This window comes from Microbulbifer sp. ARAS458-1, from assembly GCF_045348205.1.
GTDB lineage: Bacteria > Pseudomonadota > Gammaproteobacteria > Pseudomonadales > Cellvibrionaceae > Microbulbifer.
Genome location: NZ_CP155838.1, coordinates 3,410,934 through 3,435,425, shown reverse-complemented (window position 1 = coordinate 3,435,425; position 24,492 = coordinate 3,410,934). Strand labels below are relative to the sequence as shown.

The 24,492-nt window shown below is 58.6% G+C and carries 17 protein-coding genes; 8 read left to right on the top strand and 9 right to left on the bottom strand.

The genetic code is table 11. The annotated features are described in order from the left end of the window. Window positions 1–4 precede the first annotated feature (4 nt). The 4 genes from AAFH99_RS14280 (at window position 5) to AAFH99_RS14265 (ending at window position 9,821) form a co-directional block, all read left to right on the top strand. Entirely contained in the window at window positions 5–4,375 is a 4,371-nt protein-coding gene (locus AAFH99_RS14280) for a hypothetical protein (protein WP_406828036.1), read from the top strand. 392 nt (window positions 4,376–4,767) lie between these two features. Then, a complete protein-coding gene (locus AAFH99_RS14275) occupies window positions 4,768–6,024 on the top strand; it encodes a hypothetical protein (protein ID WP_043318735.1) in 1,257 nt (418 codons plus the stop codon). A gap of 138 nt (window positions 6,025–6,162) precedes the next feature. Then, window positions 6,163–6,726 (top strand): hypothetical protein, encoded by a 564-nt coding sequence (locus AAFH99_RS14270; protein ID WP_406828035.1) that lies wholly within the window; start codon window positions 6,163–6,165, stop codon window positions 6,724–6,726. A gap of 245 nt (window positions 6,727–6,971) precedes the next feature. After that, window positions 6,972–9,821: a TonB-dependent receptor domain-containing protein gene (locus tag AAFH99_RS14265; RefSeq protein WP_043318731.1), complete on the top strand. Its 2,850-nt coding sequence runs from the start codon at window positions 6,972–6,974 to the stop codon at window positions 9,819–9,821. 49 nt (window positions 9,822–9,870) lie between these two features. On the opposite strand, the gene AAFH99_RS14260 is transcribed toward AAFH99_RS14265, so the two are convergent. Both AAFH99_RS14260 and AAFH99_RS14255 read right to left on the bottom strand, forming a co-directional pair. Then, on the bottom strand, window positions 9,871–10,860 hold the full coding sequence (locus AAFH99_RS14260; protein ID WP_406828034.1) for a FecR family protein: 990 nt from the start codon (window positions 10,858–10,860) through the stop codon (window positions 9,871–9,873). Window positions 10,861–10,892: 32 nt separating this feature from the next. Then, a complete protein-coding gene (locus AAFH99_RS14255) occupies window positions 10,893–11,432 on the bottom strand; it encodes an RNA polymerase sigma factor (RefSeq protein WP_406828033.1) in 540 nt (179 codons plus the stop codon). Between the two features lie 185 nt (window positions 11,433–11,617). Here AAFH99_RS14255 and AAFH99_RS14250 point away from each other — a divergent pair, with 185 nt between their 5' ends. Further along, entirely contained in the window at window positions 11,618–12,526 is a 909-nt protein-coding gene (locus tag AAFH99_RS14250; RefSeq protein WP_406828032.1) for a cation diffusion facilitator family transporter, read from the top strand. Between the two features lie 2 nt (window positions 12,527–12,528). Here AAFH99_RS14250 and AAFH99_RS14245 read toward each other — a convergent pair whose 3' ends face one another. Both AAFH99_RS14245 and AAFH99_RS14240 read right to left on the bottom strand, forming a co-directional pair. Then, complete coding sequence (locus AAFH99_RS14245) at window positions 12,529–14,088, bottom strand: succinylglutamate desuccinylase/aspartoacylase family protein (protein WP_081848170.1); 1,560 nt, start codon at window positions 14,086–14,088, stop codon at window positions 12,529–12,531. A 109-nt stretch (window positions 14,089–14,197) separates the two neighbouring features. Beyond that, on the bottom strand, window positions 14,198–15,553 hold the full coding sequence (locus AAFH99_RS14240; protein WP_043320264.1) for an MATE family efflux transporter: 1,356 nt from the start codon (window positions 15,551–15,553) through the stop codon (window positions 14,198–14,200). 146 nt (window positions 15,554–15,699) lie between these two features. Here AAFH99_RS14240 and AAFH99_RS14235 point away from each other — a divergent pair, with 146 nt between their 5' ends. Both AAFH99_RS14235 and rhlB read left to right on the top strand, forming a co-directional pair. Next, window positions 15,700–16,326, top strand: coding sequence for a DoxX family protein (locus tag AAFH99_RS14235; RefSeq protein WP_081848026.1), 627 nt, complete (start codon window positions 15,700–15,702; stop codon window positions 16,324–16,326). Window positions 16,327–16,492: 166 nt separating this feature from the next. Continuing rightward, window positions 16,493–18,046, top strand: coding sequence for an ATP-dependent RNA helicase RhlB (rhlB, locus tag AAFH99_RS14230; protein ID WP_043318725.1), 1,554 nt, complete (start codon window positions 16,493–16,495; stop codon window positions 18,044–18,046). A gap of 88 nt (window positions 18,047–18,134) precedes the next feature. Here the strand turns inward: rhlB and cysZ are convergent, their stop codons facing one another. The 5 genes from cysZ to gatC form a co-directional block, all read right to left on the bottom strand. Continuing rightward, a complete protein-coding gene (gene cysZ, locus AAFH99_RS14225; protein ID WP_043318723.1) occupies window positions 18,135–19,031 on the bottom strand; it encodes a sulfate transporter CysZ in 897 nt (298 codons plus the stop codon). A gap of 3 nt (window positions 19,032–19,034) precedes the next feature. Beyond that, on the bottom strand, window positions 19,035–19,331 hold the full coding sequence (locus AAFH99_RS14220; RefSeq protein WP_043318721.1) for a PA4642 family protein: 297 nt from the start codon (window positions 19,329–19,331) through the stop codon (window positions 19,035–19,037). Between the two features lie 456 nt (window positions 19,332–19,787). After that, window positions 19,788–21,239, bottom strand: a complete 1,452-nt coding sequence (gatB, locus tag AAFH99_RS14215) for an Asp-tRNA(Asn)/Glu-tRNA(Gln) amidotransferase subunit GatB (protein ID WP_043318720.1) — start codon at window positions 21,237–21,239, stop codon at window positions 19,788–19,790. A gap of 11 nt (window positions 21,240–21,250) precedes the next feature. Then, complete coding sequence (gene gatA, locus AAFH99_RS14210) at window positions 21,251–22,705, bottom strand: Asp-tRNA(Asn)/Glu-tRNA(Gln) amidotransferase subunit GatA (RefSeq protein WP_406828031.1); 1,455 nt, start codon at window positions 22,703–22,705, stop codon at window positions 21,251–21,253. 66 nt (window positions 22,706–22,771) lie between these two features. Then, window positions 22,772–23,059 carry an Asp-tRNA(Asn)/Glu-tRNA(Gln) amidotransferase subunit GatC gene (gene gatC, locus AAFH99_RS14205; protein ID WP_406828030.1) on the bottom strand — a complete coding sequence of 96 codons (288 nt, stop codon included), beginning with the start codon at window positions 23,057–23,059 and terminating at the stop codon, window positions 22,772–22,774. A gap of 367 nt (window positions 23,060–23,426) precedes the next feature. Here gatC and AAFH99_RS14200 point away from each other — a divergent pair, with 367 nt between their 5' ends. After that, a complete protein-coding gene (locus AAFH99_RS14200) occupies window positions 23,427–24,461 on the top strand; it encodes a rod shape-determining protein (protein WP_043318714.1) in 1,035 nt (344 codons plus the stop codon). The last annotated feature ends 31 nt before the right edge of the window (window positions 24,462–24,492 follow it).

Here is a 24,492-nt window from a genome sequence, read left to right as displayed (position 1 = left end):
ATCCATGTTTACAGTAAAACCAAAATTCCCGTCGCTGTGCCGCGGGCTGGCGCTGGCCACCAGCGCCCTGCTGCTCGCCGCCTGTGAGGGGGACATATCAGACGATATCGCGCAGGAGGATTCCCTGGAGATCCGCCTGCAGCAGTGTGAGGTGGGTGTCGGTGGTGTAGTGGGGACCCCCACAGAGCCGGTAGTGATCGACGGCGTGGAAACCCAGGCTTGCCTGCTCAACACGGATGCCGGCCAGCAGGTAGATGTCCGTCTCAAGAGCAGCCACAATTTCGAGCCGCTGGTGTGGGTGCTGGACGGCACCTACGAAATCGGCGAGAGCAAGAGCTACGCAACTCTGGCGGAACTGCAGGCAGATACACTCCACTATGTTGGCAACGCGTCAAAAGTGTATGCAATGCCGGGCACCGTGGTGGTGGTGCACCGCAATGGCAGTTTCGCACCGGATATTGAATCCATCGACGACAACAATACTGGCGGTGGCGAGTGGGGCGGTGTGGTGGTAAACGGCATCGGCTACCACCCGGACTGCGGCACCACCGGTGGTGCGGACAATTTCTGCAACGTGCAGGGTGAGTGGGGTTATTACGGCGGGCTGTCGCTACAGGAAGCTCGTGAAAGTGTCATGGCACGTGGAACTGGTTTTGACGGTTACGTGGCAGAAGCCGGCGGTGAGCTGAGTGGCGGTGGGCGGCTCTCCGCGGCCATCACCCTCAATGCGCCGCATTTTGTTCAGACCTCTGCTCCCCAAGGTGTTTTTTACAGTGCGACCAATGGTCTGGAGCTGAATGGCGGAGCGCTGGGCATTAACAGGCTCAGAGCCTTGGGCAACCAGGGCCACGCGCTGTACTGGCACAGTGGTTTTGGCGGCGAGGTGGTGAACAGCATCATTCACCACCAGTCCGATCTCGCCGCGGTTAAAGGCGAGAACAGTGGCAGCGGCGACAGCGGTGTATCCATCAGCGGCCTCACCCTGGTGGATCAATCTCTCAACGCCGGCGCCGCGCTGGTGCTCGCCGGCGGCGGCAAAATCGGCATCGACAATATGGTGGTGCAGGGCTTTGGCGCCTGCCTGGATATTGCCGACGGCAACACCGGTGTTGCGATTACCAATAGCGCTTTTTATTGCAGTGAAACCACCGCTGCTGCGGACGACGGTAGTGACTATGCCGCCGAGGTACTGGCCAACGCGGAAAATTTCTACACCTTGAATCCGGATCTCACCAACCGGCTGGAAATTGACAACACCGAAATCTCCGGTATCAACGCGGCCCTACTGAGCGGCAGTACCCAGGTCTACGGCTACGAGCTGGGTCTGGTTTACGCGCCCTGTTACGGTGCCGGCGCATTGCTGGAGGAAACCGTCAGTATCGGCACCAGTAATTACCGCGTATGCGAACTGACCGGTGAGATTACCGATAACCTCTATTTCGATAACGATATCAACGGCGAACTGGTGTTGTGGCGCCTGAGCGGAAACGTCACCCTGGGTACAGGCTTCAGCGGACTGGACGCCGCACAACAACAGGCATTACTGGCCAGACCGCAAAAAGTCATTCTGGATCACACCTCCGTCGTTCAGGTGGCTACCGGTGCAACGCTGACGGTAAACCCCGGCGTGGCCCTGACCATCGCTGGCACTGCCGCAGACCCGATCGAGTTAAAAGCGCTGGATGCACAGGCGGGCTGGGGCGGTATCACCATCAACGGCCTGGCAGACAGCTGCAGTAGTGCCGAGCTCTGCGCGCTGGCGCAGAAGCAGTTTGTGGAAATCGACTACCTGCGTGTGCTGAACGCCGGCAATGGCCAGCCGGCACTGACCCTGAATGAAGTCAGCGCTGCGGGTCAGATCAATTACCTGGACATTGCCGATTCTGCCAGCACAGGTCTGTCACTGAATGGCGGTGCGGTAAATATCGACAACCTGTTGGTCTCCGATGTGGTGGGCAACCAGGTGCAATGGGCCACCGGCTACCGCGGCAGCCTGCAGTACGCCATTCTGCAATCCGGAGCCGAAAGCGTCGGCCACGCCCTGCACGGCCGCAATAACGCCGACGATCACGATGCCGCACCGCGCTCGCGCCCGGTGATGGCGAATATCACCGTAAAAGGCGCAGAACAGGTGGATACCGCCATACTGCTGGAACAGGGCTCCGGCCTGCTGCTGTACAACTCGGTGGTGGCGGACTTCAACACCTGCCTGGATATCGACGACCCGGCCACCGCCAGCCTGCAGACCAGTGACCCGGCTGAAATCTTTTTCGACAACGTGGTGCTGGATTGCGGTGCCACCATTGCCGAAGAAGACGAAGAAGCGGGAATGGACTACGCCGCCAGCACCCAGGGGCTGAGCGGCGTGTATCAGGTGTCTGCAGTGCTGGACAGCAACTTCGTCCCGAGTGGCAGCGATATTCCCGGCATCGAATCCAGTATCGACTTTACCCTCGCCGGCGCGGTTGCCAATTACCTGAACGCGAACGTGAATTTCATGGGCTCCGTGCGGGATTCCATCGACGACTGGTATCTGGGCTGGAGCGATTCCGTCGGCGTATTGCTGGCGGCGGAGTGCGACTTCAAGGGCGTGCTGGAAGATGACTATGAATATCTTGGGGACGAAATTGCTATCCGTGACGAAACCGGCACGACCTGGGGATTCTATTCTCCACAGTACAAGGTCTGCGGGCTGCGCGGCACTATTACCGAGGATTTCCTGCTGAATGCTTATACCGGTGCCGACAGGCTGGCCGTGGAGAATGGCGGGCAGGTTGTGGATATGGTCAAGCGCACTGTATTTGTCGATGGCGAATTGGTGGAGCGCGAATTTTCCGTGGCCTACGATCCACTGCCCACCCTGTGGCTGATCAATGGCCTGGTGCGCATCGGCGAGGGCCATCTGGAACTCACCGACCCGGCGCAGGTGCAAGCCATGAAGGCGGACCCGGCCACGCTGGGTATTGAAGCCTCCGCGACCGTGATGGTGTCTGTCGGCGGTGGTCTGCATATTACCCGCGGCGGAGCGCTCGAGATTGTGGGTGCAGAGAGCTTTGTCGAAGGGGATACGGATGCGGCGGGGCCGGTAAACCTGATCGGCGTGATTGATCAGTTGTACTTGCAGCATGACTTGGAAACGGGGCAGCCGGCCGATGTCGATATCCTTGCCTGGGATGGCCTGATCGTCGACGGTTTCGGTCGCAACAACCAGTGCCCCGATGCCGCCACAGCCGAGCCCGGCACCCGCGTGTGCAATATCCAGGGCGAGTACGGCTACCACGGCGGTTACGACAACAGCCATAAAAATCTGCGGATCGAGAACCTGCATATGCTCGGCGGTCGTATCCAGTTGAACAGCGTCGGCCGCGGCGAGATCCACAACCTGTATCACGATGGCGACTGGGAATTTCTCGCCGCAAAAAATTACGGTGCGCCGGTCATTGATATCGACGGCGGCGCGGTCAATCTGCGCAACCTGTATATAGATGATCCAGAACCGGCCTGGGGCAGTCATATCCGCTGGAACCACGGCTACCAGGGCACCATGCAGGACCTGTGGCTGGACTGGCGCCTGGAGCAGGACGATGACGACGATATACCGGAGTACGAGGCACTGGTACAGGACAGTGATGGCAGTACCTGGTTCTACCCCGTAGTTCAGGGGCTGAATGGCGCGCCCGGGCACGAGAACGACCTGCCGCGCTCCATGCCGACCATTGCCAATATGACACTACAGGTGTCCGAGTGGGACCCGCGGGATTTTCCAGATGCCTACAGTGCTGCCATCGAACTCGCCAGCGGCTCCGGACTGTTCCTTTACAACAGCGTGGTCGGAAGCAGTTACAGCCACTTTACCATCGAAGGCCGGGAGCCGAATCCCTATGAGCCGGGCTATGGCGAGCGAGTGGATTACTGTATAAAAACCGATGCAAGCACCCAGCCCCTGGTGGGCAAAGAAATCGCGTTCAAGCAGTTGGCGCTTGGGTGCAGTGTCTTGTCCGATAACACTACATTTGCCAGCGCGGTCCGGCAAAGCTTTGTTACCCGCGATATCGTTAATATGTCGGGCAACGCCAGTAACTCTGCGACCATTGCCAGCCCGAGCCAGGCAAGCTCCGATATTTATGAGCTGGATTGGACGGTGGGTACGTACTACAACGAAAGTTCTTTCGAATCTAGCAAGGGGCTTGTGTTTACCGAGTGGGGAAGTAGATTTCCTGCGACTGATTTGATCAACCAGGGGCGGGCGCCGTTGGATTATTCCTCCTCGCTGACCGTGGATAAGGAGTTTATCACCGATAGCAACTATTTCGGTGTGGTGGATTACTTTATTCCGATCAATGCTGGTGAAACCGTTGCGGATGAAAGATTGTAGATTTTATAGCGCTCTAGAAGGCCGGATTTGATCCGGCCTTTTTTTTGGGTGTTTTTTGTTAAGAAGTTGTAGAGGATTTATGCGAGAATTTTTAATTATCTTTTCTTGTCTGTGTAATTTTTTTTAATTAAAAAATTAATGTCGCCTTTCTGTATATTTCTCGTCTATAGGCAGTTTTTAATAATTTAAAAAACAAGAGTCCTCGGTGGTTAGTGGAATTTAATATGGATATGAAACGAGAGGTTAATGTGTTTTTTTTAATATGGGTTCACTCAATCATATTTGGTTGAGTTTTCTCCGGTGAGGTACTTCTTGTAAATAATCATCCGGTTTTCAATGGGATACATTTTTAATTCCTGGAAGCTGCTGCATAAACTTGAAAGGACTTGGTTATGAAAAAGACAATTCTGTCTGTCAGCCTGATGGCGCTGGCTTCAATGTCATACGCCGTTACCGATCTCGGTCTTGACGAAGAGTGTAACTTTAACGGTACCTGGGATCAGGTTTCCGAGGGGCCGGTTCTGTGTGAGCTGCCGCTGTCTATCGTTGAAGACGATACCGTTGTGCTGGCAAAAGAAGTAGCGGATGGCGACTACGAAGGTGAGCAGATCATCTGGACGCTGCCGGGTATCGTGGTCGTCGGTAATGGCAATACCCAGAACGCCGATCCGAGCACCGTTGACAATACCGTGCTGCAGATCGAAGCCGGTGCCCAGATCGCCGGTGCCGTCGATAGCGCATCCGCACTGATCATTTCCCGCGGTGCACAGATTGATGCACAGGGTACCGCCAACGACCCGATCATTTTCTCCTCTCTCGATGCTGGCTATGACGGCTCCGGTGAGTGGGGCGGTCTGGTAGTGGCCGGTTTCGGCGAGAGCAACGCCTGCCCGAGCGGCGCCATTAGCGGTGGCCAGATGGGTGATGTCTGCACCATGGAAGGTGTTGCCAGTGCGGCTTACTTCGGCAGTGGCCACCTGTCTGCGCCGAATGCCATGAGCAGCGGTACCTTGGAATATGTGGTTATCGCCGAGGGCGGCCACGTGATTTCTGATGGTAACGAGATCAATGGCCTGACGCTGTATGCGGTCAGCAGCACGACCACCATCAACAACATCCACGTGCAGGGCAACGCGGATGACGGCGTCGAGTTCTTTGGTGGCAACGTTGGCATCAGCAATATGTGGATGGCCTGCAACGAAGACGACAGCGTGGATTGGGACCTGGGGTACCAGGGTGTTCTGTCCAATGTGAACATCAAGCAGAATGACGGTGCCGGCTACGGTCTTGAGCTGGCCAATAACCCGGACAATGCCAATGCCCTGCCGCGCTCCAAAGGTATCGTGTCGAACATGAGCATTGATTTTGTCGGCAGCACCGCGCCCGCGGCTTCCGGTATTCCCTTTGACCTGAAGCAGGGTACCGACGGTATGTTCACCAACGTGGTGATCGGCGCTGGTTACGACAGCCCGGTGAAGTGCATGCGCACCGATTCCGCAGTTGCCGGTGGTTCGCACTGGAGTGTGATCGAGTACGGCTGTGATGCTACTCATGCAGGTCCCACTGCCTGGAACCTGCCGGCGTCCAACAGCAGCGCAACCGGTTTTACCGCCAGCACCTTTTGGGCGGCGGCTCCGTCTTGCCCGTAATCTGAATTTTGTTGAATAAGACGTTGTAGTTTGTTGAGCGCAGGCATTGCCTGCGCTTTTTCAGATTGCCTTGTGAATGGATGTGTGCGTTGAAAACTTAAGACGCAATAAACAATTTGATTCCATTTGGAGTTCGCTATGAAAAAGGTAATTGCCAGTTTGGATTTGTCCAAGTTGCTGGGCGCTGTGGTGGTGGTAATCGGCGCGTCCCTGTTTTCTGCTGGGTCGGTACAGGCGCAGGAAGTCAGTGGCCGTATGTGTGCCATTTCCGGCTTTCTGTCTTTCCAGGCGCCGCTGGAAAAAGAAGACGCGTGGCATGAGGTTTATGGAGAGGCCTCTATTTCTGCCTGTGTGGACGAGAATGGCCCGGTGGATGGTGCCGAAGCGCAAGTTGTCATTTCTGGTGGCGGCATTGCGAACTGCGCCCTGCAGAGCTTCTCCCTGTTTCAGTCTGTGGCCTGGAATTATGGCGGGTTCGATTTTGTTACCCTGGAGCCCGCGGTGAGCGAGCGCGCCCCCCTCGGTGCCTACAAAGGCGATGTGCTGATCGGTGAGTTCATCAACAATCAGGTCATTACTACTTTGTTCAACAAAGAGCCGGTATCCACCCTGAGCTGTCTGCTGGGTATTGAACCGCTGGGTACTTTCTCGTTCAGCGGTGTGCAGATTTTTGTCGATAAGACGTCAGATTCAGAGTTCTGATGTCGGGGCTGTGCGGAATTGGCGTGTGAGGCATGGGCTGTGACCCTGTGGCTTGGTAACCCGGGATACAGGGTGTCCGTCAATTTGTCATTTTTCCGCAACAGCCATTTGCGACTATCCGGGAGCCAACGTTGTAAAGTCCCCCTAACTTTGCGGTTCCCGGAGTTTTTCTGTTTATTCCCTGTGCACTGCGTCCGCTGGCTCTGTGCTGTGTCTGTCTAGGGCCCCTCGTTTCCCCGCCGGCGGTGGGGCAGCCCTGTGATACCCGTGCCGCGGATCAGGAGCGCAGCCTGCTATCGGCGCTCGAGGCACTGGCGAAGGCAACCGGCTACCATCTGGTCACCATACCCGAGCTTGTAAAGGGCGAGCGGGTGGTATGGCAGCCGGATTGCTCATCCCCAACCCCCTCACTGGAAAAAATGGCGAGCCAGCTGCTGGCGCCCAACCGCCTGGCGTACCGGGTGATCAACGATACCCTGGTGGTTTACCGGGCCGAGCCTGCGCAGACAAAAGCCGCCCCGCCAGCGCCAGTACCACCCCCCTCGATTGCCGAAGTGAGCGTGGAGGCCAGCCCGTATGTGGCACAGCTGGCCACAGGCAGCGGCAACCAGTTTGGCCGCTACCAGGGCAGCGCCGACGCGGTGTTGGACTATGAGCGCATTCACTCCCTCGGCATTACCGATCTCGCCTCTGCACTGGAGCTGATCTCCGGGGTAAAACTGGAGCAGGAGCGCTATGCGGTGATTCGCGGTATGAAAGGGCGCTACCAGTCGGTGCGGTTGAATGGTGCCACCATTCCGAGCCTTGAGCCCTCCGGCCAGCGGGTGCCACTGGATGTGTTTCCGGTGAATATTCTGAATCAAGTGGATCTGCGCAAATCGGTATTTGCGGATGCACCGGGCAATGCCAGCGCGGGTGTGGTGAATATCGAAACCCGGCGTATTCCCGAAACCCCCTACCTCACACTGGTTTCCGGCGGTGGCTACCGCAGCGGCACAACGGGCTCGCCGGTGATCCGCGGTTACACCGGTGGGCATGACTGGCTGGGTTACGACGACGGCGGCCGCGCACTGCCAAAGGTGCTGGCGAAGAACGCGCGGCTGGGCAGCCCGGACGATTGGGAGGCGGCGCAGCGCAAGGCGGCAGGAGAGGCGATTCTGAACAGCGCGGATGGTGCGCGCAATCCAGGTATTTACCACGGCACTGCCGGAGTGGACGGGCTGCTGAGCCTGAGCGGTGGCCGCGCCTGGCAGCGCGGGCGTCACCACTGGGGGCTGACCGGCTCCCTCGGTTACCAGAACGAATGGCAACAGCGGGCACTCTTGTCTCAGGTGCTGAACCGCTTTTCTGTCGCTGCAGACGGAGACAGCGCCGGCAGTCTTTACGCCACGGAAGACGGTAACCACCGGCGGCTGGAAAATGTCATCAATCTGAATGCGCTGCTGGCACTGGGCTATGGGCTGGATGAGCGGCATCAACTGGGCAGTAATCTCCTGCTGCTGCGCCAGAGTGTGAACCGCGCCGAGCAGATCGAAACCCGCGAGCGCGACGGCTTCGGCGACTATGCCGGCAGTGGCAGCCTGCGCAGCCTGTCCAACTGGACCGAAACCCAGATGGCGCTGTGGCAGTTTTACGGGCATCACTTTATTGGCCCGGAAGAGCGCATCGCGCTGAACTGGCACCTGACCTCCGCGCAGTCTCGTTATACCCGTCCCTTTGATGTGCGCTATCGCTACCGGCGCAACAGTCTTTTCGATTCCTATTATTTCGAGCCAGGCTACAACCAGTTTGAGGTGTCCTGGGAAGAAATGCGTGAGGAAACCCTGAGTGCCGGTGTAAGCGGTGCTTACTTGTGGGAATGGGGAGATAACTGGAGCGGAGAACTGAAATCCGGGCTGGAGCGGCTGAAAGCGCGTCAGGACGGCTATCTGCTGGAGTACACCTTTATCGCCAAGGGGGATATCGAACAGGACCGGGAACGGATGGCGCAGACCAACCCCATGGATATTCTGACACCGGAAATGATTCTCGGCGCGCCCGGTGGCGACGGTTTCCTGCTGGATGACGACCTGAAACTGATTGTGAGCCCCCCGGAACTGGATGGCAGTTTTTACGCGGCACAACATCGCAACCACGCGAGCTACGTACTGGCGGACACGCGCTTCGACGAACGTTGGCAGCTCGTGTTGGGGGTTCGGCGCGAGCGGGATGGGGTGGATGCGGATTTCTGGGATGCGCAGCCGCAGTCGTGGGTGCCGCTGATGGACGGTACGCAGAGTCTGTATTCCGCTGCGCTGGGGTATGTGCCTGACCCGCCCGCGCAGCAGGAGCTGCACCTGGGGTACAGTGAAACGGCGGTGTGGCCCGGGGTCAATGAGCTGATGCCGCGGCGTTACGAAGACACCGATCTGCGTATCGAAATTTCCGGCAATCCCAATCTGCAGATGGCCGCGGCGCAAAACTGGGACCTGCGCTGGCGGTATCGCAATGACCTCCTGGGCCTGGATATGAAACTGCTCGGCTTCTACAAAACCATCGACAATCCGATCGAAGGTGTATTTTTCGATCCTGTTATCAACAACAGCCACGCGTTCAATATTTACAGCTATGCCAACTCCAGGTCGGCGCGGTTATACGGTGTGGAATGGGAGCTTGATTATCAGCGGGTTTTTGCCGACAGCCACCGGCTGGTGCTGCAGTCCAGCTATGCGAGTATGGTCTCGGATGTGACGATTCCCTCGGGCCACTGGCGCGAAGGAGGAAGCCGCCCGCTGCAGGGGCAGCCCGCGTATCTGGGCAGCCTGCAGCTGCAATACCGTCACCTGGGCAGCGAGTGCGGGGTATCGCTGTTGTACAAGCGCGCGGGCCGGGAACTGGAGATTGTAAGTAACAATCGAAATGTGCCGGATGTGTACCGCGATCCGTACGACAGCCTCGCGCTGATCGTCAACACGCCCGTATTGGATGGCATGTACGCGACCTTGTCTGTGGAGAATTTGCTGGATGACACGCGGCGTTATTCCCAGGGCGAGGAGACGTTTATGGCGTATCAATCCGGGCGCCGGTATCAGTTGCGGGTGGGGGTGGAGTTTTAGCGGGCCGCTTTGGCGAAGCGAGCAGTTACACAACTTTCCGCATGGACCACTAGGGCCCGCTGCGCAAAACGATTCCGCTCCCGGTTTCCGCGATTTCCAGTCCGTGCAGGGCAGCGAGGATCTGCAGGTTGCTGTGCATATCCTGCAGATCGAAGGTACCTCCGACGCGCAGGTTGCGGGTGCGGGAATCGGCCGCGGTCACGGGCGTATCCGCGTAGCGGTTGAACTCCACCAGTAGTTCTTCCAGCCGTATATCCTCCACCTGCACCAGCCCCTGCAGCCAATCCCGGTAGTTGTGCAGGTCGAATTTCTGCACGCGGCCGATGGCGTCGCCGGCGATGCGCACGCGTTCGCCGGCGGCTACATGGCGAGTGTTGCCCGGTTGATTGTGCGGGTGTACCGACACCAATCCCTCCAGCACCGTAAGTTCGGTGACATCACCGCGCTGGTCTACGTTGAATATGGTCCCCAGTGCTTTGATCGATGCCTGGAGAGATTCCACTACGAAGGGACGCTCTCTGTCTTTGGCCACGGTAAAGCGTGCCTCGCCGTCGTACAGGCGGATATGGCGCTTGCGCTCGCTGTAATCCACCGCCACCCGGGATTGAGCGCTGAGATCGAGGGTGCTGCCATCGGCCAGTGCGGTGTGGCGGGTCTGCTGGCGCTCGGTAGCGTAAACCTGAGTGTCGGGATCCTGCCCGGTGCTGAACGGCTGCAGCAGGACGGTGATGGAAATGGCAATCAGGAACCCCGCGGCGGCAGTGAGGGGCCAGCGATGGCCTGCTCGCCGGGGCGCTGGCGCGGCGAGCATGGCCTCGGCGGGGGTGCTGCTCGCAACCAGGCGCACGGCTTTCTCGAAGTCCGGGTGGTTCCAGACGCCATCTACCTGGCTGGCTTTGCGCTGGCGGGCCGGATTCTCCTGCAGCCAATTCTGGTGCTGCAGGTGTGTTTCGGCATCGGCCTGTTCGGCGCCGCCGTGAACGATCCAGCGGTAAATTCTCTGTTCTTCCTGCTCGCTGAGCGGGCGTTCTCTGTTCATGGGTGTCACTGGTGTCTGGTTCAGGGCATGCGCTAAAACTGCTGGCGCATTCTTGCTTCGATACTTTTAATGGCCCGATTGATCTGCTTTTCCGCCGCTTTGGTGGTGAGACCGAATTGCTGGGCGATCTGCTTGATGGTGACGCCATGAACCTTGTTCATCACGATCATGGTTCTGAGTGCCATCGGTAGTTCGTTCAGTTGTTTGACGAATAGTGCCAGGTGTTGCTGGTCATGCAATTGCTGGTCCGGCTGTGGTTGCTGGCAATGTAAGCTGTCAGCCACATCGTCCAGTGCCTCGGTGGGTTGTGTTTTCTGGCGCTGGATATCGTTAATCAGATTGGCGGTTACCCGGTACAGATAGCCGAGCGGATTTTCCGGCACTGCGCCATTCTGCAGTTTGTGGGTTACTCGGATCATGGCTTCCTGGTAGATATCTTCGGCCTCACAAACATTTCGCGTGCGCCTGCGGATAAACGCGAGCAGACTGGGCTTTTCTGCCAGCAGGTTGCTGAAGGTCTCATCCTGTGCTGTCGAGGCTGCTCCCCCTAAAAGTGCCGATCCACGCTCCATCTGCCCTGTTGTCCCCGGTGAGGCGCTCGCAATTTATTTGGTAGCCATAGGTAAGCAAAACAACCCTGCGTGCGAGTCTACTAATATTCTTGTACAGGACAGAGTACCGGGGAAAAGTGACAACTTGTTGAACCCCACTATGGATGCTGACCATATGAACTCCTCCGTCAATCGGAAAGAACTCCATGCACGATCACGCCCATCATCACCGTGGCAGTGAACATCTCAGGCCCCTGATTTGGGGGCTCATCATCACACTCGCCTTCGCCATGGTCGAAGCCATCGGCGGCTGGATTTCCGGGTCCCTGGCACTGCTCGGCGATGCTGGGCATATGCTCACCGATTCATTCTCGCTTGCCCTGGGTGCAGTTGCCGCATTACTTGCACAGAAACCTGCCAGCCGGGAAATGTCATTTGGTTGGGGGCGCGCGGAAGTGCTCGCTGCTTTGACCAATGCGGTGTTGATGCTGTTGATCGTTATCGGAATTTCCATTGCCGCTTTTGATCGCCTGCGGGACCCGCAGCCGGTGCAGGGTGGCATGGTGATGGTGATCGCGGCCATCGGGCTGATGGTCAATATTGCCGTGGCCTGGGTACTGCACCGGGGTGAGCAGACCCTGAATATTCGCGGCGCCATGCTGCATGTGATGGGGGATTTGCTGGGGTCGGTGGCGGCACTGGTTGCCGGCGCGATCATCTATTTTACCGGCTGGACGCCCATCGACCCGCTATTGTCGATTTTGATCTGCCTGTTGATCCTGTTTGCCAGTGTGAAACTGCTGCGGGATGCGGTCGATGTATTAATGCAGCGGGTACCGCGAGAGCTGAGCTTGCCGGTGATTGGGGAAGCTATGGCAGCGGAAGAGGGGGTGCGGTCAGTGCACGATCTGCATATCTGGCGTCTGGACAGCAGTATGATTTCACTGTCTGCCCATATTGTTGTGGACGACCTCGCAGCATGGCCAGATGTACTGGGGCGCCTGCGAAAGACACTGATGGAGCGATTCGCCATTCAGCATATTACGCTACAACCTGAGCCGTTGCGCCCGGATCCGATACGGATTATTGATCGTGTGAGCCCGGGTAATAAATAGTTTCAGTCTTCCTCGCGATCCTCATCAGGATCCATGGTTGATTCGCCGCTCTTGTTCAGCGGTGTTTCGTCATGGCTCCCGTTTGAATCTTCTGACGCGGCTTCTGTTGAGGGGGTGGCGGTTGCCGCTCCTGCTCCCGTTTCTGCAGAAACGGGCTCTGCTTCCGCTGTAACCTCCTCTGGTGCCGGAATCTGTTCTTCCGGTGCCTGAATGCCTATGTGGTAGGCGGCAAAGCCCGGTTGCACCACCTGGTTCATCGCCATACCCAGAATGCGGCCGTTGTATTCGGAGCGGATTTCCTTGCGGACGTTGGTGATGGGGTTGGTTACCGTTCCCAATAGGTCCCCTTTGCTGACGGATTCACCCAGCTCCACCTTACTGAAAATAATGCCGCCAGTGGTGGCGCGTTGCCAGGTGGAGTTGTAGTACACCGGCTCGGGGTCACCCCACAGGCGGAATTTGCTCACCATCCCCAATTGGTTCAACAGGGTGCGAATGCCTTTTACGCTGTGGCTGACGGAGGGTTCGTCCAGCACCATGGGCGCGCCGGCCTCTAATGTGACCGTGGGAATACCGGCTTCTACTGCCGCACGGCGCAGGGTGCCCTCGGCGCCGTCGCTGTGCAGCACCACGGTGGAACCGAAGCCCTTGGTGAGTTTTACCACTTTCGGATTCGTCAGGTCGCCGCGCAGCTGCGGCAGGTTGGTGCGGTAGAAGGAGCCGGTGTGCAGATCCACAATGGCGTTACAGTGAGTGACTACTTCATCGAAAAACGAACGTGCGATACGGGAGGCGGATGAGCCCTGCTGATGGCCGGGGAAGTGGCGGTTCAGATCCCGGCGGTCAGTGAGATAACGGGAGCCGCGGTGAAACCCCTGCAGGTTGACGATGGGGACACCGATAACCGCGCCTTTAAGTGTTTTCGGGTTCAGGTTGTACATCACCCGGCGCACGGTTTCGATGCCATTCAGCTCATCACCGTGAATCGCGGCAAACAGGCACAGGGTAGGTCCGGCTTCGGCACCGTTGACCACCAGCACCGGCGTTGCGCTATAGACCCCTTCAAAATGCTGGCTGGGAGACCAGGCCAGGCGGGTGGAGGTCGCCGGAGACACTTCCGAGCCGAGTAATTGCAAAGGCTGGCCGACGGGCTCTTCCGGCTCTGATGCTTCCGGGGCGGCGCTCTCGGCGGGTACCTGAGGCATGGTTTCTGACTTGGCTTCGGTATTGTCCGCTTGCGGGGGCGCTACCAGTTCCTGTTCACTGACCGGCTTATCCAGCTCGATGCTTTTTGCCTTCGGCATCGGCTTTTCCGGCTGGGCATCGGTTTCCAGCTGCTCGCCTTCACTCAGTCCTTGCGCGGGCGGATCACTCTTGGGCTGTTCTGATTCCTGTGGCTGTGATTCCTGTTGTTGCTTTTCCGTTACCGCCTCAAGCGGCTGCTGGATTTCCACCGGCTCGCCGTTCTCGTCAGACTCCTCCGCCGGCAGGTTTACGGCATAACTGGCGAGAGCAAAAAACAGGGGCAGACTTGCAGAGAGGCTCAGAGAGCGACGGCGCATGAAAAACTCCATTGCGGGAAAACAGGTGTCAGGTTGCTGAGAGCGCGAGTATAGCCAATCGGTTCCCGCAGATTTGCGCGGCATTTGGCGATTTCGGAATGCAAGCGGGTTAGTGGGGGCGTACCAATGCTTTGTGGCTGGTGCGGCGCAATCGCAAGATCAGTAATACCGCAGCGGTACCGAGGCCGATACAGATGCCCACCCAGTAGCCGTATACCCCCCAGAATTGCTCGCCCAACCAATAGGCAGAGCTGAGCCCCACGAGCCAGTAGGAAAACAGCTGCAGGTACATGGGCACTCTGGTGTCCTTGTACCCGCGCAGAGCGCCCCAGGCCATGGCCTGAGCCACGTCCACCAGCTGGAAGGCGGCGGCCAGCAACAGCAGATTGGTAGCAACGGCAATGATTTCCGGGTTGTCGGTGTAAGCGAGCACCAACAGATTGCGCAGGCTGATCAGCACGATGCCGGTACACAGGGCGTAAATCAGGCCGCTGCCGACGCCGACGATACTGACAAATTTGGCCCGTTTGGGGCGCCCCTGACCGAGTACCTGGGCGGTGCGAATACTCACGGCCTGCGCCAGTGCCAGTGCCACCAGATAGAAAATCGAACCGATACTCAGGCCGATCTGGTGCGCGGCAACGATGGTGGCGCCGTAGGCGGCCAGCAGCAGGGTAAGGCTGGCAAAGAAGGTCACTTCACTGGCGGCGCCAATACAGATGGGCATACCCACTGCCAACAGGTGCTTCAGGGTAGGCCAGTGGGGGCGCGGAGGTAGCAGTTTCAGGCTTAGCGCGCGGTAGGCGGGATCGTGACCCGCGTGCCAGTATAGGGCGATGGCAATACACCAGCACACCAGACTGGTGGCCCAGCCACAGCCGGCACCACCCATTGCGGGAATCGGCCCCCAGCCAAATACCAGCAGGACATCCAGGGGAATATTGAGCGCTGCGGCGGCGAGATAGATCCGCATCACCGGTCGCACCTGCGCCATTCCCTCGCAGTAACCGCGCAGGGCGCTGCCAAACGCAAAGGGCAGGGTGCCGGTGGCCAGTGCCAGCAAATATTGCACCATCACCTTGCGTACCGGCTCCTCGGTCTGGATCCACTGGCTCCAGAGGGGCGAGGCCAGCAGTGCGCCGGCTACCAGTAATCCGCCGATCAGCGCAATCCACACCGACTGGCTCATCTGTCGCGCGCAGCCCTGTTCGTCGCGAGCACCGCGCAGGTTTGCCACCACCGGCGAAACAGCGGCGAGCATGCCGATCAGCGTCACCGCACATACCGCCCAGATACTGGAACCCAGCGCCAGCCCAGCCAGGTCCACCTCGCCGGACTGGCCGGCAACGATGGTATCGGTGACGCCCATGCTGACCACCGCCAGATTGCTCACAACCAGTGGCCCACCGAGATTGGTGAGATGGCGCAGCTCCGTGGCTGTGGCGCGTTTGTAGAGTCTGAACATGGATTTGGTATGGGTAAAAGCTAGAGGCTGGCTAAACTGATCGAACTTGGTTCGGGACAGCGTGTAAGAATCCACTGTCTCCGGCGACCAGTCTTCAGTGAACAGTATGTTACTGAATTCAGTATTGTCGAAAACGGGAGCGGATTATGGATGGGGCACACAGCGGGTTCAATCGGATTTACAGCTGTTTTCTGCACGCACTGCGGCCATTGAGTGGATTGGGCCCACTGGCACTGCGCCTGTTTCTCGGCCCAATCTTTATTCTCGCGGGCTGGAATAAAATCACTGGCATCGACAATGTGGCGGCTTGGTTTGGTAACCCTGACTGGGGCCTGGGGCTGCCAGCGCCGCTGTTAATGGCGTGGCTGGCGGCGTTGACCGAGTTTTTCGGGGGTATCGCCCTGGTGCTGGGTTTGGGGGTGCGCCTCGCGGCCATTCCGCTGATGTTCACCATGGCGGTTGCCGCGCTAACGGCGCACTGGCAGTACGGCTGGCACGCGCTGCCGGAGCAAACACTGACCATGCCCTGGGAGTGGCGCAAGGACCTGATCGAAGAGGCGGTGGTACGCAAGGAGAAGGCGGTAGAGCTGCTCAAAGCGCACGGCAACTACCAGTGGCTGACAGAGGCGGGCAGCTTCACCGTGCTCAAGAACGGGATCGAGTTTGCGGCCACTTACTTCGTCATGCTGCTGGCGTTGTTGTTTACCGGTGGCGGACGTTATGTGAGCCTGGATTACTGGATCGCCCGCCGGCGGGGGCTGCTGCGGGATTGATGGCCGGTAATGGCTGGAACAGTGGAGTTTGCGCCAGTAACTCGCAATTCGCATATAGATGATATACTCGCCGATTATTTAACCCGTTTCCGTGGCCCGCTGGTCACGGCTGCAACCCCGGCCCGGCCATTTCCGGCCCCGCTGGCGCAATTGAGCGAGCAATCTTTTGATAGGCAAGTTTTTCCGTCGTTCCGCTGAGCAATCAGGCGCAGACAAGTCTGACAACGCATCCAAAGGGCAGAAGCCCGAGTCCAAGAAATCCGCTTCTGGCTCTGAAAAGCGCGTCGCAGAGAGCGGCAAAGCGGACGGTCGCTCCGGCGGTCGCCAGCGCAACCGTCGCCGCGGCGGGGGTGAAGGTGGCGGACAGGGCGGTCGCGACAAGCGCAAAGACACTCGCCAGAAGGCACCGGAAAAGCCCTGGAGCCTGGACGAGTTCCAGGTCCCGGAGCAGGAAGGCAAGGTGCGCTTCCACGATCTGGACCTGCCGCTGCCGCTGATGCACGCCATTGCCGATCTCGGCTTCCAGTACGCCTCGCCGATTCAGGGGCAGTCACTGCCCCACACCCTTAACGGCCACGATCTGGTGGGCAAGGCCCAGACCGGTACCGGCAAGACCGCGGCCTTCCTTATTACCGTGATCGACGACCTGCTCAAGAACCCATTTGAGGGCGAGCGCTACGCCGGTGAGGCCCGCGCGCTGATCATCGCGCCGACCCGCGAGCTGGTGATGCAGATCGCCGACGACGCCAAGGGGCTGTGTAAATACACCGATCTTGAAATACACACCCTGGTCGGCGGTATGGATTACCAGAAGCAGCAGAAGGCGCTGAACGAGCGCCTGGTGGATATCCTCGTTGCTACCCCTGGCCGGCTGCTGGACTTCGTCAGCAAACGCGACTGCTTCCTCGACCAGACCGAGATACTGGTAATTGACGAGGCGGATCGCATGCTGGATATGGGCTTTATTCCCGACGTGCGCCGCATCGTGCGCCAGACCCCGCGCAAGACCCACCGCCAGACCATGTTCTTCTCTGCCACGTTTACGCCGGAAGTGGACGACCTGGTAGAGCAGTGGACGTCGGAGCCCGTCATCGTGGAAATCGAGCCGGAGCACGTGGCCACGGATACCGTAACCCAGCATGTCTACATGCTGTCCGGCGACGAAAAATATCCGTTGCTGTACAACATCGTGCAGCAGGACGATGTAGAAAGCCTGATCGTTTTTGCTAATCGTCGCGATCAGTGCCGTCGCCTCCATGAAAACCTGGTGGCTCATGGTATTGCGGCGGGCCTGCTGTCCGGTGAAGTGGCGCAGAACAAGCGTGTGCGCACCCTGGAAGACTTCAAGACCGGCAAGTCCAAAGTGCTGGTGGCCACCGATGTAGCGGGCCGCGGTATTCATATCGACGGTATCAGCCACGTGGTGAACTACACCCTGCCGGAAGAGCCGGAAGACTACGTACACCGCATCGGCCGTACCGGCCGCGCGGGCAAGAGCGGCACGTCTATCAGCTTTGCCTGTGAAGACGATGCGATGCGCCTGGAGCCCATCGAAAAGCTGCTGGGCAGTAAACTGAAATGTGAAGTCCCGCCGGAAGAGCTGCTGGTGGCACCACCCAAAGTACACGTGAAGCGCAGTAGCGGTGGTGATCGCAATGACCGCGGTGGTCGGGGTGGAAGCCGTGATGGGCGCCGCGGCGGTGGACGTCCGCGCCGTTAATTGAGCGGTAGATGCGCTGCGCTTATCTACCCTACAGGTGGGGTATCCTTGTGTTCGTAGGGTGGATAAGCGCAGCGCATCCACCAGGTTATTTATCCGGGCCCTGAATGCCTTTCGGCCATTTTTTTTCGGAGGCCGCCGACTGCTCTACCGGAATATTCCTTCCATTGGGGCCCTTGCCCGGGTCACCATCGGCCCAGATTCTCTCGACCCACAGCGCAGTTCCCCCCGCCACTGCGGCAGGCATTACAAAAATATTCAGGATCGGCACCATCTTTGCCAGCATCACCGCACCGCCAAAGCCCAAGGTGGTGAACTTCTTGCGCATCAGGACACTTTTAAGCTCACCGAAAGAGCGCTGATGGTTGTCCAGCGGATAGTCCACATACTGGATTGCCATACACCAGGCTCCCCAGAGTGCGCCGAGAATTGCGGGGATAAACACCGTCCAGCTGGTAAGCAAGGCGATCACAAAAATCACGAGTCCCCAGCCAATAAAGTACATCAGTTTGCGCAGTTCCCGGCCGAGCGTTCGGAGTACCATGCTGTGCAGGGCTTCCGGGGGCGGTGGGTGGCCGGTAAGAAGTTCTTCGACTTTTTCTGCGAGAAAGCCGTTAAACGGGGCGGCGATGATGTTGGTGATAATGCCGAACAGGTAGCCGTAGACGAAGAAGAACAGGAGCACCACGACAATGGCGATCAGCCATGCGAGCCACTGGAATACACTCGCGGCCCAGTCTGCGCCTTTGGCGAGAATCGCACGCCACCAGGACATGTTGGAGGTGTCGACGGGGGTATCGGAGAGCAGGCTGCCGATATAGCGGCCGAGGTCGTCGAACTGGCTGATCATCAGGACACCCAGTCCGATAAACAGTACCAGGTTGATGAGCAGGGGAATAATGATGAATGGGCGCAGCTCTTTCCGGGTAAGCAGCTGCGCCCCCCGGATCAGTGCGTGTACGCCATGTGCCGGGTTGGAAGTCATGTTTTACTGTGCTCCTGCTGCCTTCAGAATGGCGGCGTATTCCGCACTCTGGTTGTGTTCGCTGATGCGCGCGAGCAGAGTCTGGCCTTCGGGGCTCTGGCTGTTCAGGTCCAGGCCCTGTTCTTTGAACAGGCGCACGAAGGTTTCAAAGTTCTCTGCTTTCATACCGCGGTAGGCGCGCTCCAGCAGGTAGAAATCCCGATTGAATCCTTCCGGTGCGTCACCCTCCAGAAAACCGGCGATACGCTCATCGTCGAATACTTCACCGAGGATTTTTTGTTTGTCTTTTTTCAGGCTCACTTGTTAATTCCTTTCGTGGTCTGTTTTCTACGTTTGTGTCTTTACCACCTCCGCTCCTTGTCGGGCGGTTTGGTGGCGGCGCTGCCGCCGGTATTTGTTTGCGAAACACGAGCTAGGCGCCCCCCCGTTAACCCATCCATGGGGGCTCTTCCGCGAGGTCCCTCTCGCGGAAGGTTTCGCAAACAAATCCCGGCGACATCGCCTTCGCATCAATTTTTAGAGTGCTTGGTTAGCTCGCCGAGTTGATACGAAGTACATTTGTCGAAATTTAAGGTTGGGTGCCGGGTGAAGCTTTTCGAAAGCGTCGCAAACAGGGACGTTTGCGACGCAGCGTACAGGGACGTATTCCCAGGGGGACGCCTAGTTCGGTTTCGAAAAGCTTCACCCGGTGCACGACCGCCACTGAAGGTTGCTAGTAGGGACCTCTGAGCTAGAAGAACCCGACATGCAAGACTTCTACAGCAGTGCGTCCAGTTTCTCTTTCAGAATCTTGTTGATCATCTGCGGATTCGCCTGCCCCTTGGAAGCCTTCATGATCTGGCCAACAAAGAAGCCCATCATTTTCGGGCGCTTGTCCGGGTCGGCATTGCGGTAGTTTTCTACTTGAGAAGTAGAGGCCGCGATTACATCGTCCACCATCTTCTCAATGGCACCCGTGTCAGAAACCTGCTTCAGGCCCTTGGCCTCGATGACTGTGTCCGCATCACCGTCACCATTCGCCATCGCCTCAAACACCTGCTTGGCGATCTTTGAGGAAATGGTGTTGTCCTTGATGCGCGCGATCAGGCCCGCCAGGTGCTCCGCAGAAACCGGAGAATCGGCGATAGATTTTTCCTCGCGGTTCAACAGCGCCGCCAGTTCACCCATCACCCAGTTAGCTGCCAGTTTAGGCTCGCCAGACTTGGCTGCCACCTGCTCAAAGTAATCTGCAGTGGCGCGCTCCTGGGTCAGCTGATCCGCATCGTAGGCAGACAGGCCGTAGTCCTTCTCGAAACGCGCACACTTCGCATCCGGTAGCTCCGGCAGCTCGCTGCGAATCTGCTCCACGTAATCGTCGGTCAGAACCACCGGCAGCAGGTCCGGGCAGGGGAAGTAGCGGTAGTCGTTGGCCACTTCCTTGCTGCGCATGGAGCGGGTTTCGTTCTTGTCCGCATCGTACAGGCGGGTTTCCTGCGTCACCTTACCACCGTCCTCGATCAGATCGATCTGGCGCTGGGCTTCCACCTTGATCGCCTTCTCGATAAAGCGGAAGGAGTTCAGGTTCTTGATCTCGGTGCGGGTACCCAGTTCCTCTTCGCCTTTCAAACGCACGGAAACGTTGGCGTCACAGCGCAGGGAGCCCTGAGACATATCACCGTCGGAAATACCCAGGTAGGTGACGATGCTGTGGATCTTTTTCAGGTAGGCAACCGCTTCCGCAGCGCTGCGCATATCAGGTTCGGATACGATTTCGATTAGCGGCGTACCGGCGCGGTTGAGGTCGATGCCGGACATGCCGTGGAAGTCTTCGTGTAAAGATTTGCCCGCATCCTCTTCCAGGTGCGCGTGGTGCAAACGCACAGTCTTGCTGCTGCCATCTTCCAGGTGAATTTCGATCTGGCCGGCGCCGACGATCGGTTGTTCCAACTGGGTGGTCTGGTAGCCCTTGGGCAGGTCCGGGTAGAAATAGTTTTTGCGCTCGAATACCGAGCGCTTGCCAATTTCCGCATTCATGGCGAGGCCGAACATTACCGCAAAGCGGAAAGCCTCTTCATTGGGTACCGGCAGGGTGCCCGGCATGGCCAAGTCGACCGCGCAGGCCTGGGTGTTCGGCTCCGCACCAAAGGCGGTGCTGGCTCCGGAGAAAATTTTTGATTGGGTGGCCAGTTGCACATGCACTTCCAACCCGATGACGACTTCCCATTCCACGTCTCGTCTCCTTATTCTGCTGCCGGGGCGGTTTTCTGGTGCCAGTCACTGGCTTGCTGGAACTGGTGCGCGACGTTGAGCATGCGCGCTTCATCCAGATAGTTGCCAATGATCTGCAGGCCGACGGGCAGGCCGTGGGCAAAACCGCAGGGGATGGACATGCCGGGCAGGCCGGCCAGGTTGGTGGCGATGGTGTAAATGTCTTCCAGATACATGGCCACCGGATCGGCATTTTTCTCGCCCAGCTTGAACGCCGGGTTGGGGGCGGTGGGGCCCATAATGACGTCGACCTTGTCGAAGGCGTCGACAAAATCCTGTTTGATCAGGCGGCGCACCTGCTGGGCCTTGTTGTAGTAGGCGTCGTAGTAACCGGCAGACAGGGCGTAGCTGCCCACCAAGATGCGGCGCTTCACTTCCTCACCGAAACCTTCGCCGCGAGAGCGCATATACAGGTCGCGCAGGTCCGCCGGATTTTCACAGCGGTAGCCGTAGCGAACGCCGTCGAAGCGGGACAGGTTGGCGGAGGCTTCCGCCGGGGCGATCACGTAGTAGGCTGGCACCGCCAGTTTGCTGTGGGGCAGGCTGATTTCCACCAGTTCCGCGCCGAGTTTTTCGTAGTCTTTCAGTGCTTCCTGCACACGCGCACCCACTTCGCTATCCAGGCCTTCACCGAAGTACTCGCTGGGCACGCCGATCTTCAGTCCCTTGATGGAGTCGTTCAGATTGGCGGTGTAGTCCTGGGTCGGGCGGTCCAGGCAGGTGGAATCTTTCTTGTCCGGGCTTGCCATCACCGACAGCATCAGCGCGGCGTCTTCCGCGGTGCGGGTAATGGGGCCGCCTTGGTCGAGGCTGGAGGCGAAGGCAATCATGCCCCAGCGGGATACGCGGCCGTAGGTGGGTTTGAGGCCTGTGGTGCCGGTCATGGCCGCGGGCTGGCGGATGGAGCCGCCGGTGTCGGTGGCGGTGGTGCCGGGTACCAACAGCGCGGCCACCGCGGCGGCGGAACCACCGGAGGAACCACCGGGAATGCGCTCCACATTCCACGGGTTTTTTACCGCGCCGTAGAAGCTGGATTCGTTGGAGGAGCCCATGGCGAACTCGTCCATATTGGTTTTACCCAGGCTGACCGCGCCCGCCTGCTGGAAGTTATCCACAACGGTGGCGTCGTAGGGGGGCACGAAGTTGTCGAGCATCTTCGAGCCGCAGCTGGTGCGCACGCCACTGGTACAGAAGATGTCCTTGTGGGCGATGGGTACGCCGCACAGGGCCGGGGCGTCGCCCTGGGCCAGGCGGGCGTCGGCGGCGGCGGCTTCTTTGATCGCCTGGTCGCCGGTGACGGTAATGAAGCTGTTGAACTGGTTGTCCAGCTCCTGGATACGCTCCAGCAGATGGCTGGTGATCTCGACGCTGGAGAACTGTTTGTCGCGCAGGCCGCGAATGATCTCGGCGATGGTCAACTGATGCATTGGAAATCCGGTTTCTTGTCTATTCTGTATTCGCTCGGGACTGGTGATGCGATAATCAATGGCCTCTTAGTCGATGACCTTGGGCACCAGATACAGGCCCGCCTCTGTCTGTGGGGCCAGGGCGAGGAAGTCTTCGCGACGGTTGGACTCGGTTACTTCGTCTTTGCGCAGTACCTGCACTTCGTCCAGGGGGTGCGCCATAGGCGCGACGCCGTCGGTATTGACGGCCTGCAACTGGTCCACCAGTTGCAGTACATCGCCCAGGCGGCTGCTGACTTCGTCTATGGTTTCTTCGGAAATGGCGATGCGGGCCAGTTCGGCCAGCTTTTCAACGGTTTGCGCGTCCACGGCCATGGGGATAGAGACTCCAGCTTCTCATTGGCTAAATTGCGGCCAAACCCGGGTTTAGCCGGGCCGGCGGGAACAGAAGGTGCGCAAATTTAGCATATCTGTGGGGGAAACTCTTAATCCTCATTCTTTTATGCTTACTATTTCGCCTTGCCCTCAACCCGCGCCGTTGTTAGAGTTTGCCGATTCTGGCTAGGCTACGAGTGTGTCTGGCTAATTTGTCGAAAAGCGGACGAAAACGCCGTCCGGAACACAGAATTATTTGCGTGGACTAATTACCCTGTGGCGCATCTTCGCCCGGGGCTTCTGTCGGCGCCCGCGGCACCCGACCCGGATTGGGTGTTGTACATCAGAATTAAGGTAACCGAATTCCATGTTTAAACGTTTGCGGGGCATGTTCTCCAGTGATCTCTCTATCGACCTGGGTACTGCCAACACGCTGATCTACGTGCGCGATCGCGGCGTAGTCCTTGATGAACCCTCTGTTGTCGCCATTCGCCACTATAACGGCACCAAAATCGTGGAAGCGGTAGGTGTAGAGGCGAAGCGTATGCTGGGCCGTACCCCGGGCAATATCACCGCCATCCGCCCACTAAAAGACGGCGTGATTGCGGACTTCCAGGTCACCGAGAAGATGCTGCAGCACTTCATCAAGAAGGTGCACGAGAACAGCTGGATGCGCCCAAGCCCGCGGGTTCTGGTGTGTGTTCCCTGCCAGTCCACGGAAGTTGAACGCCGTGCGATCCGCGAATCCGCCCTGGGCGCCGGTGCCCGCGAGGTGTGGTTGATCGAAGAGCCAATGGCCGCCGCCATCGGTGCCGGCCTGAAAGTAGAAGAAGCCTCTGGTTCCATGGTGGTGGATATCGGTGGTGGTACCACCGAGATCGCGATCATCTCCCTGAACGGCGTGGTTTACTCCGATTCCGTACGTATCGGTGGCGACCGGTTCGACGAGGCCATCGTCAACTATGTGCGCCGCAACTACGGCAGTGTCATTGGCGATGCCACCGCAGAGCGTATCAAAGAGGAAATCGGCTGTGCCTACGCTGGTAGCGAAGTGCGCGAGATCGACGTGCGCGGTCGCAACCTGGCGGAAGGTGTACCGCGCAGCTTTACCCTGAACAGCGACGAGATTCTGGAAGCACTGCAAGAGCCGCTGACCGGTATTGTACAGGCGGTGAAGAGCGCGCTGGAGCAGTCTCCCCCCGAGCTGGCATCCGATATTGCCGAGCGCGGTATGGTGCTGACCGGTGGTGGCGCGTTGCTGCGTGATCTGGATCGCCTGTTGATGGAAGAGTCCGGTCTGCCGGTGATCGTCGCCGACGATCCGCTTACCTGCGTCGCCCGTGGTGGCGGTCAGGCGCTGGATATGATGGACAAGAGCCGTCTATACCTGGTTTCCAACTGATAACGCCTGCCTGATTGATGGTGGTGCTCAT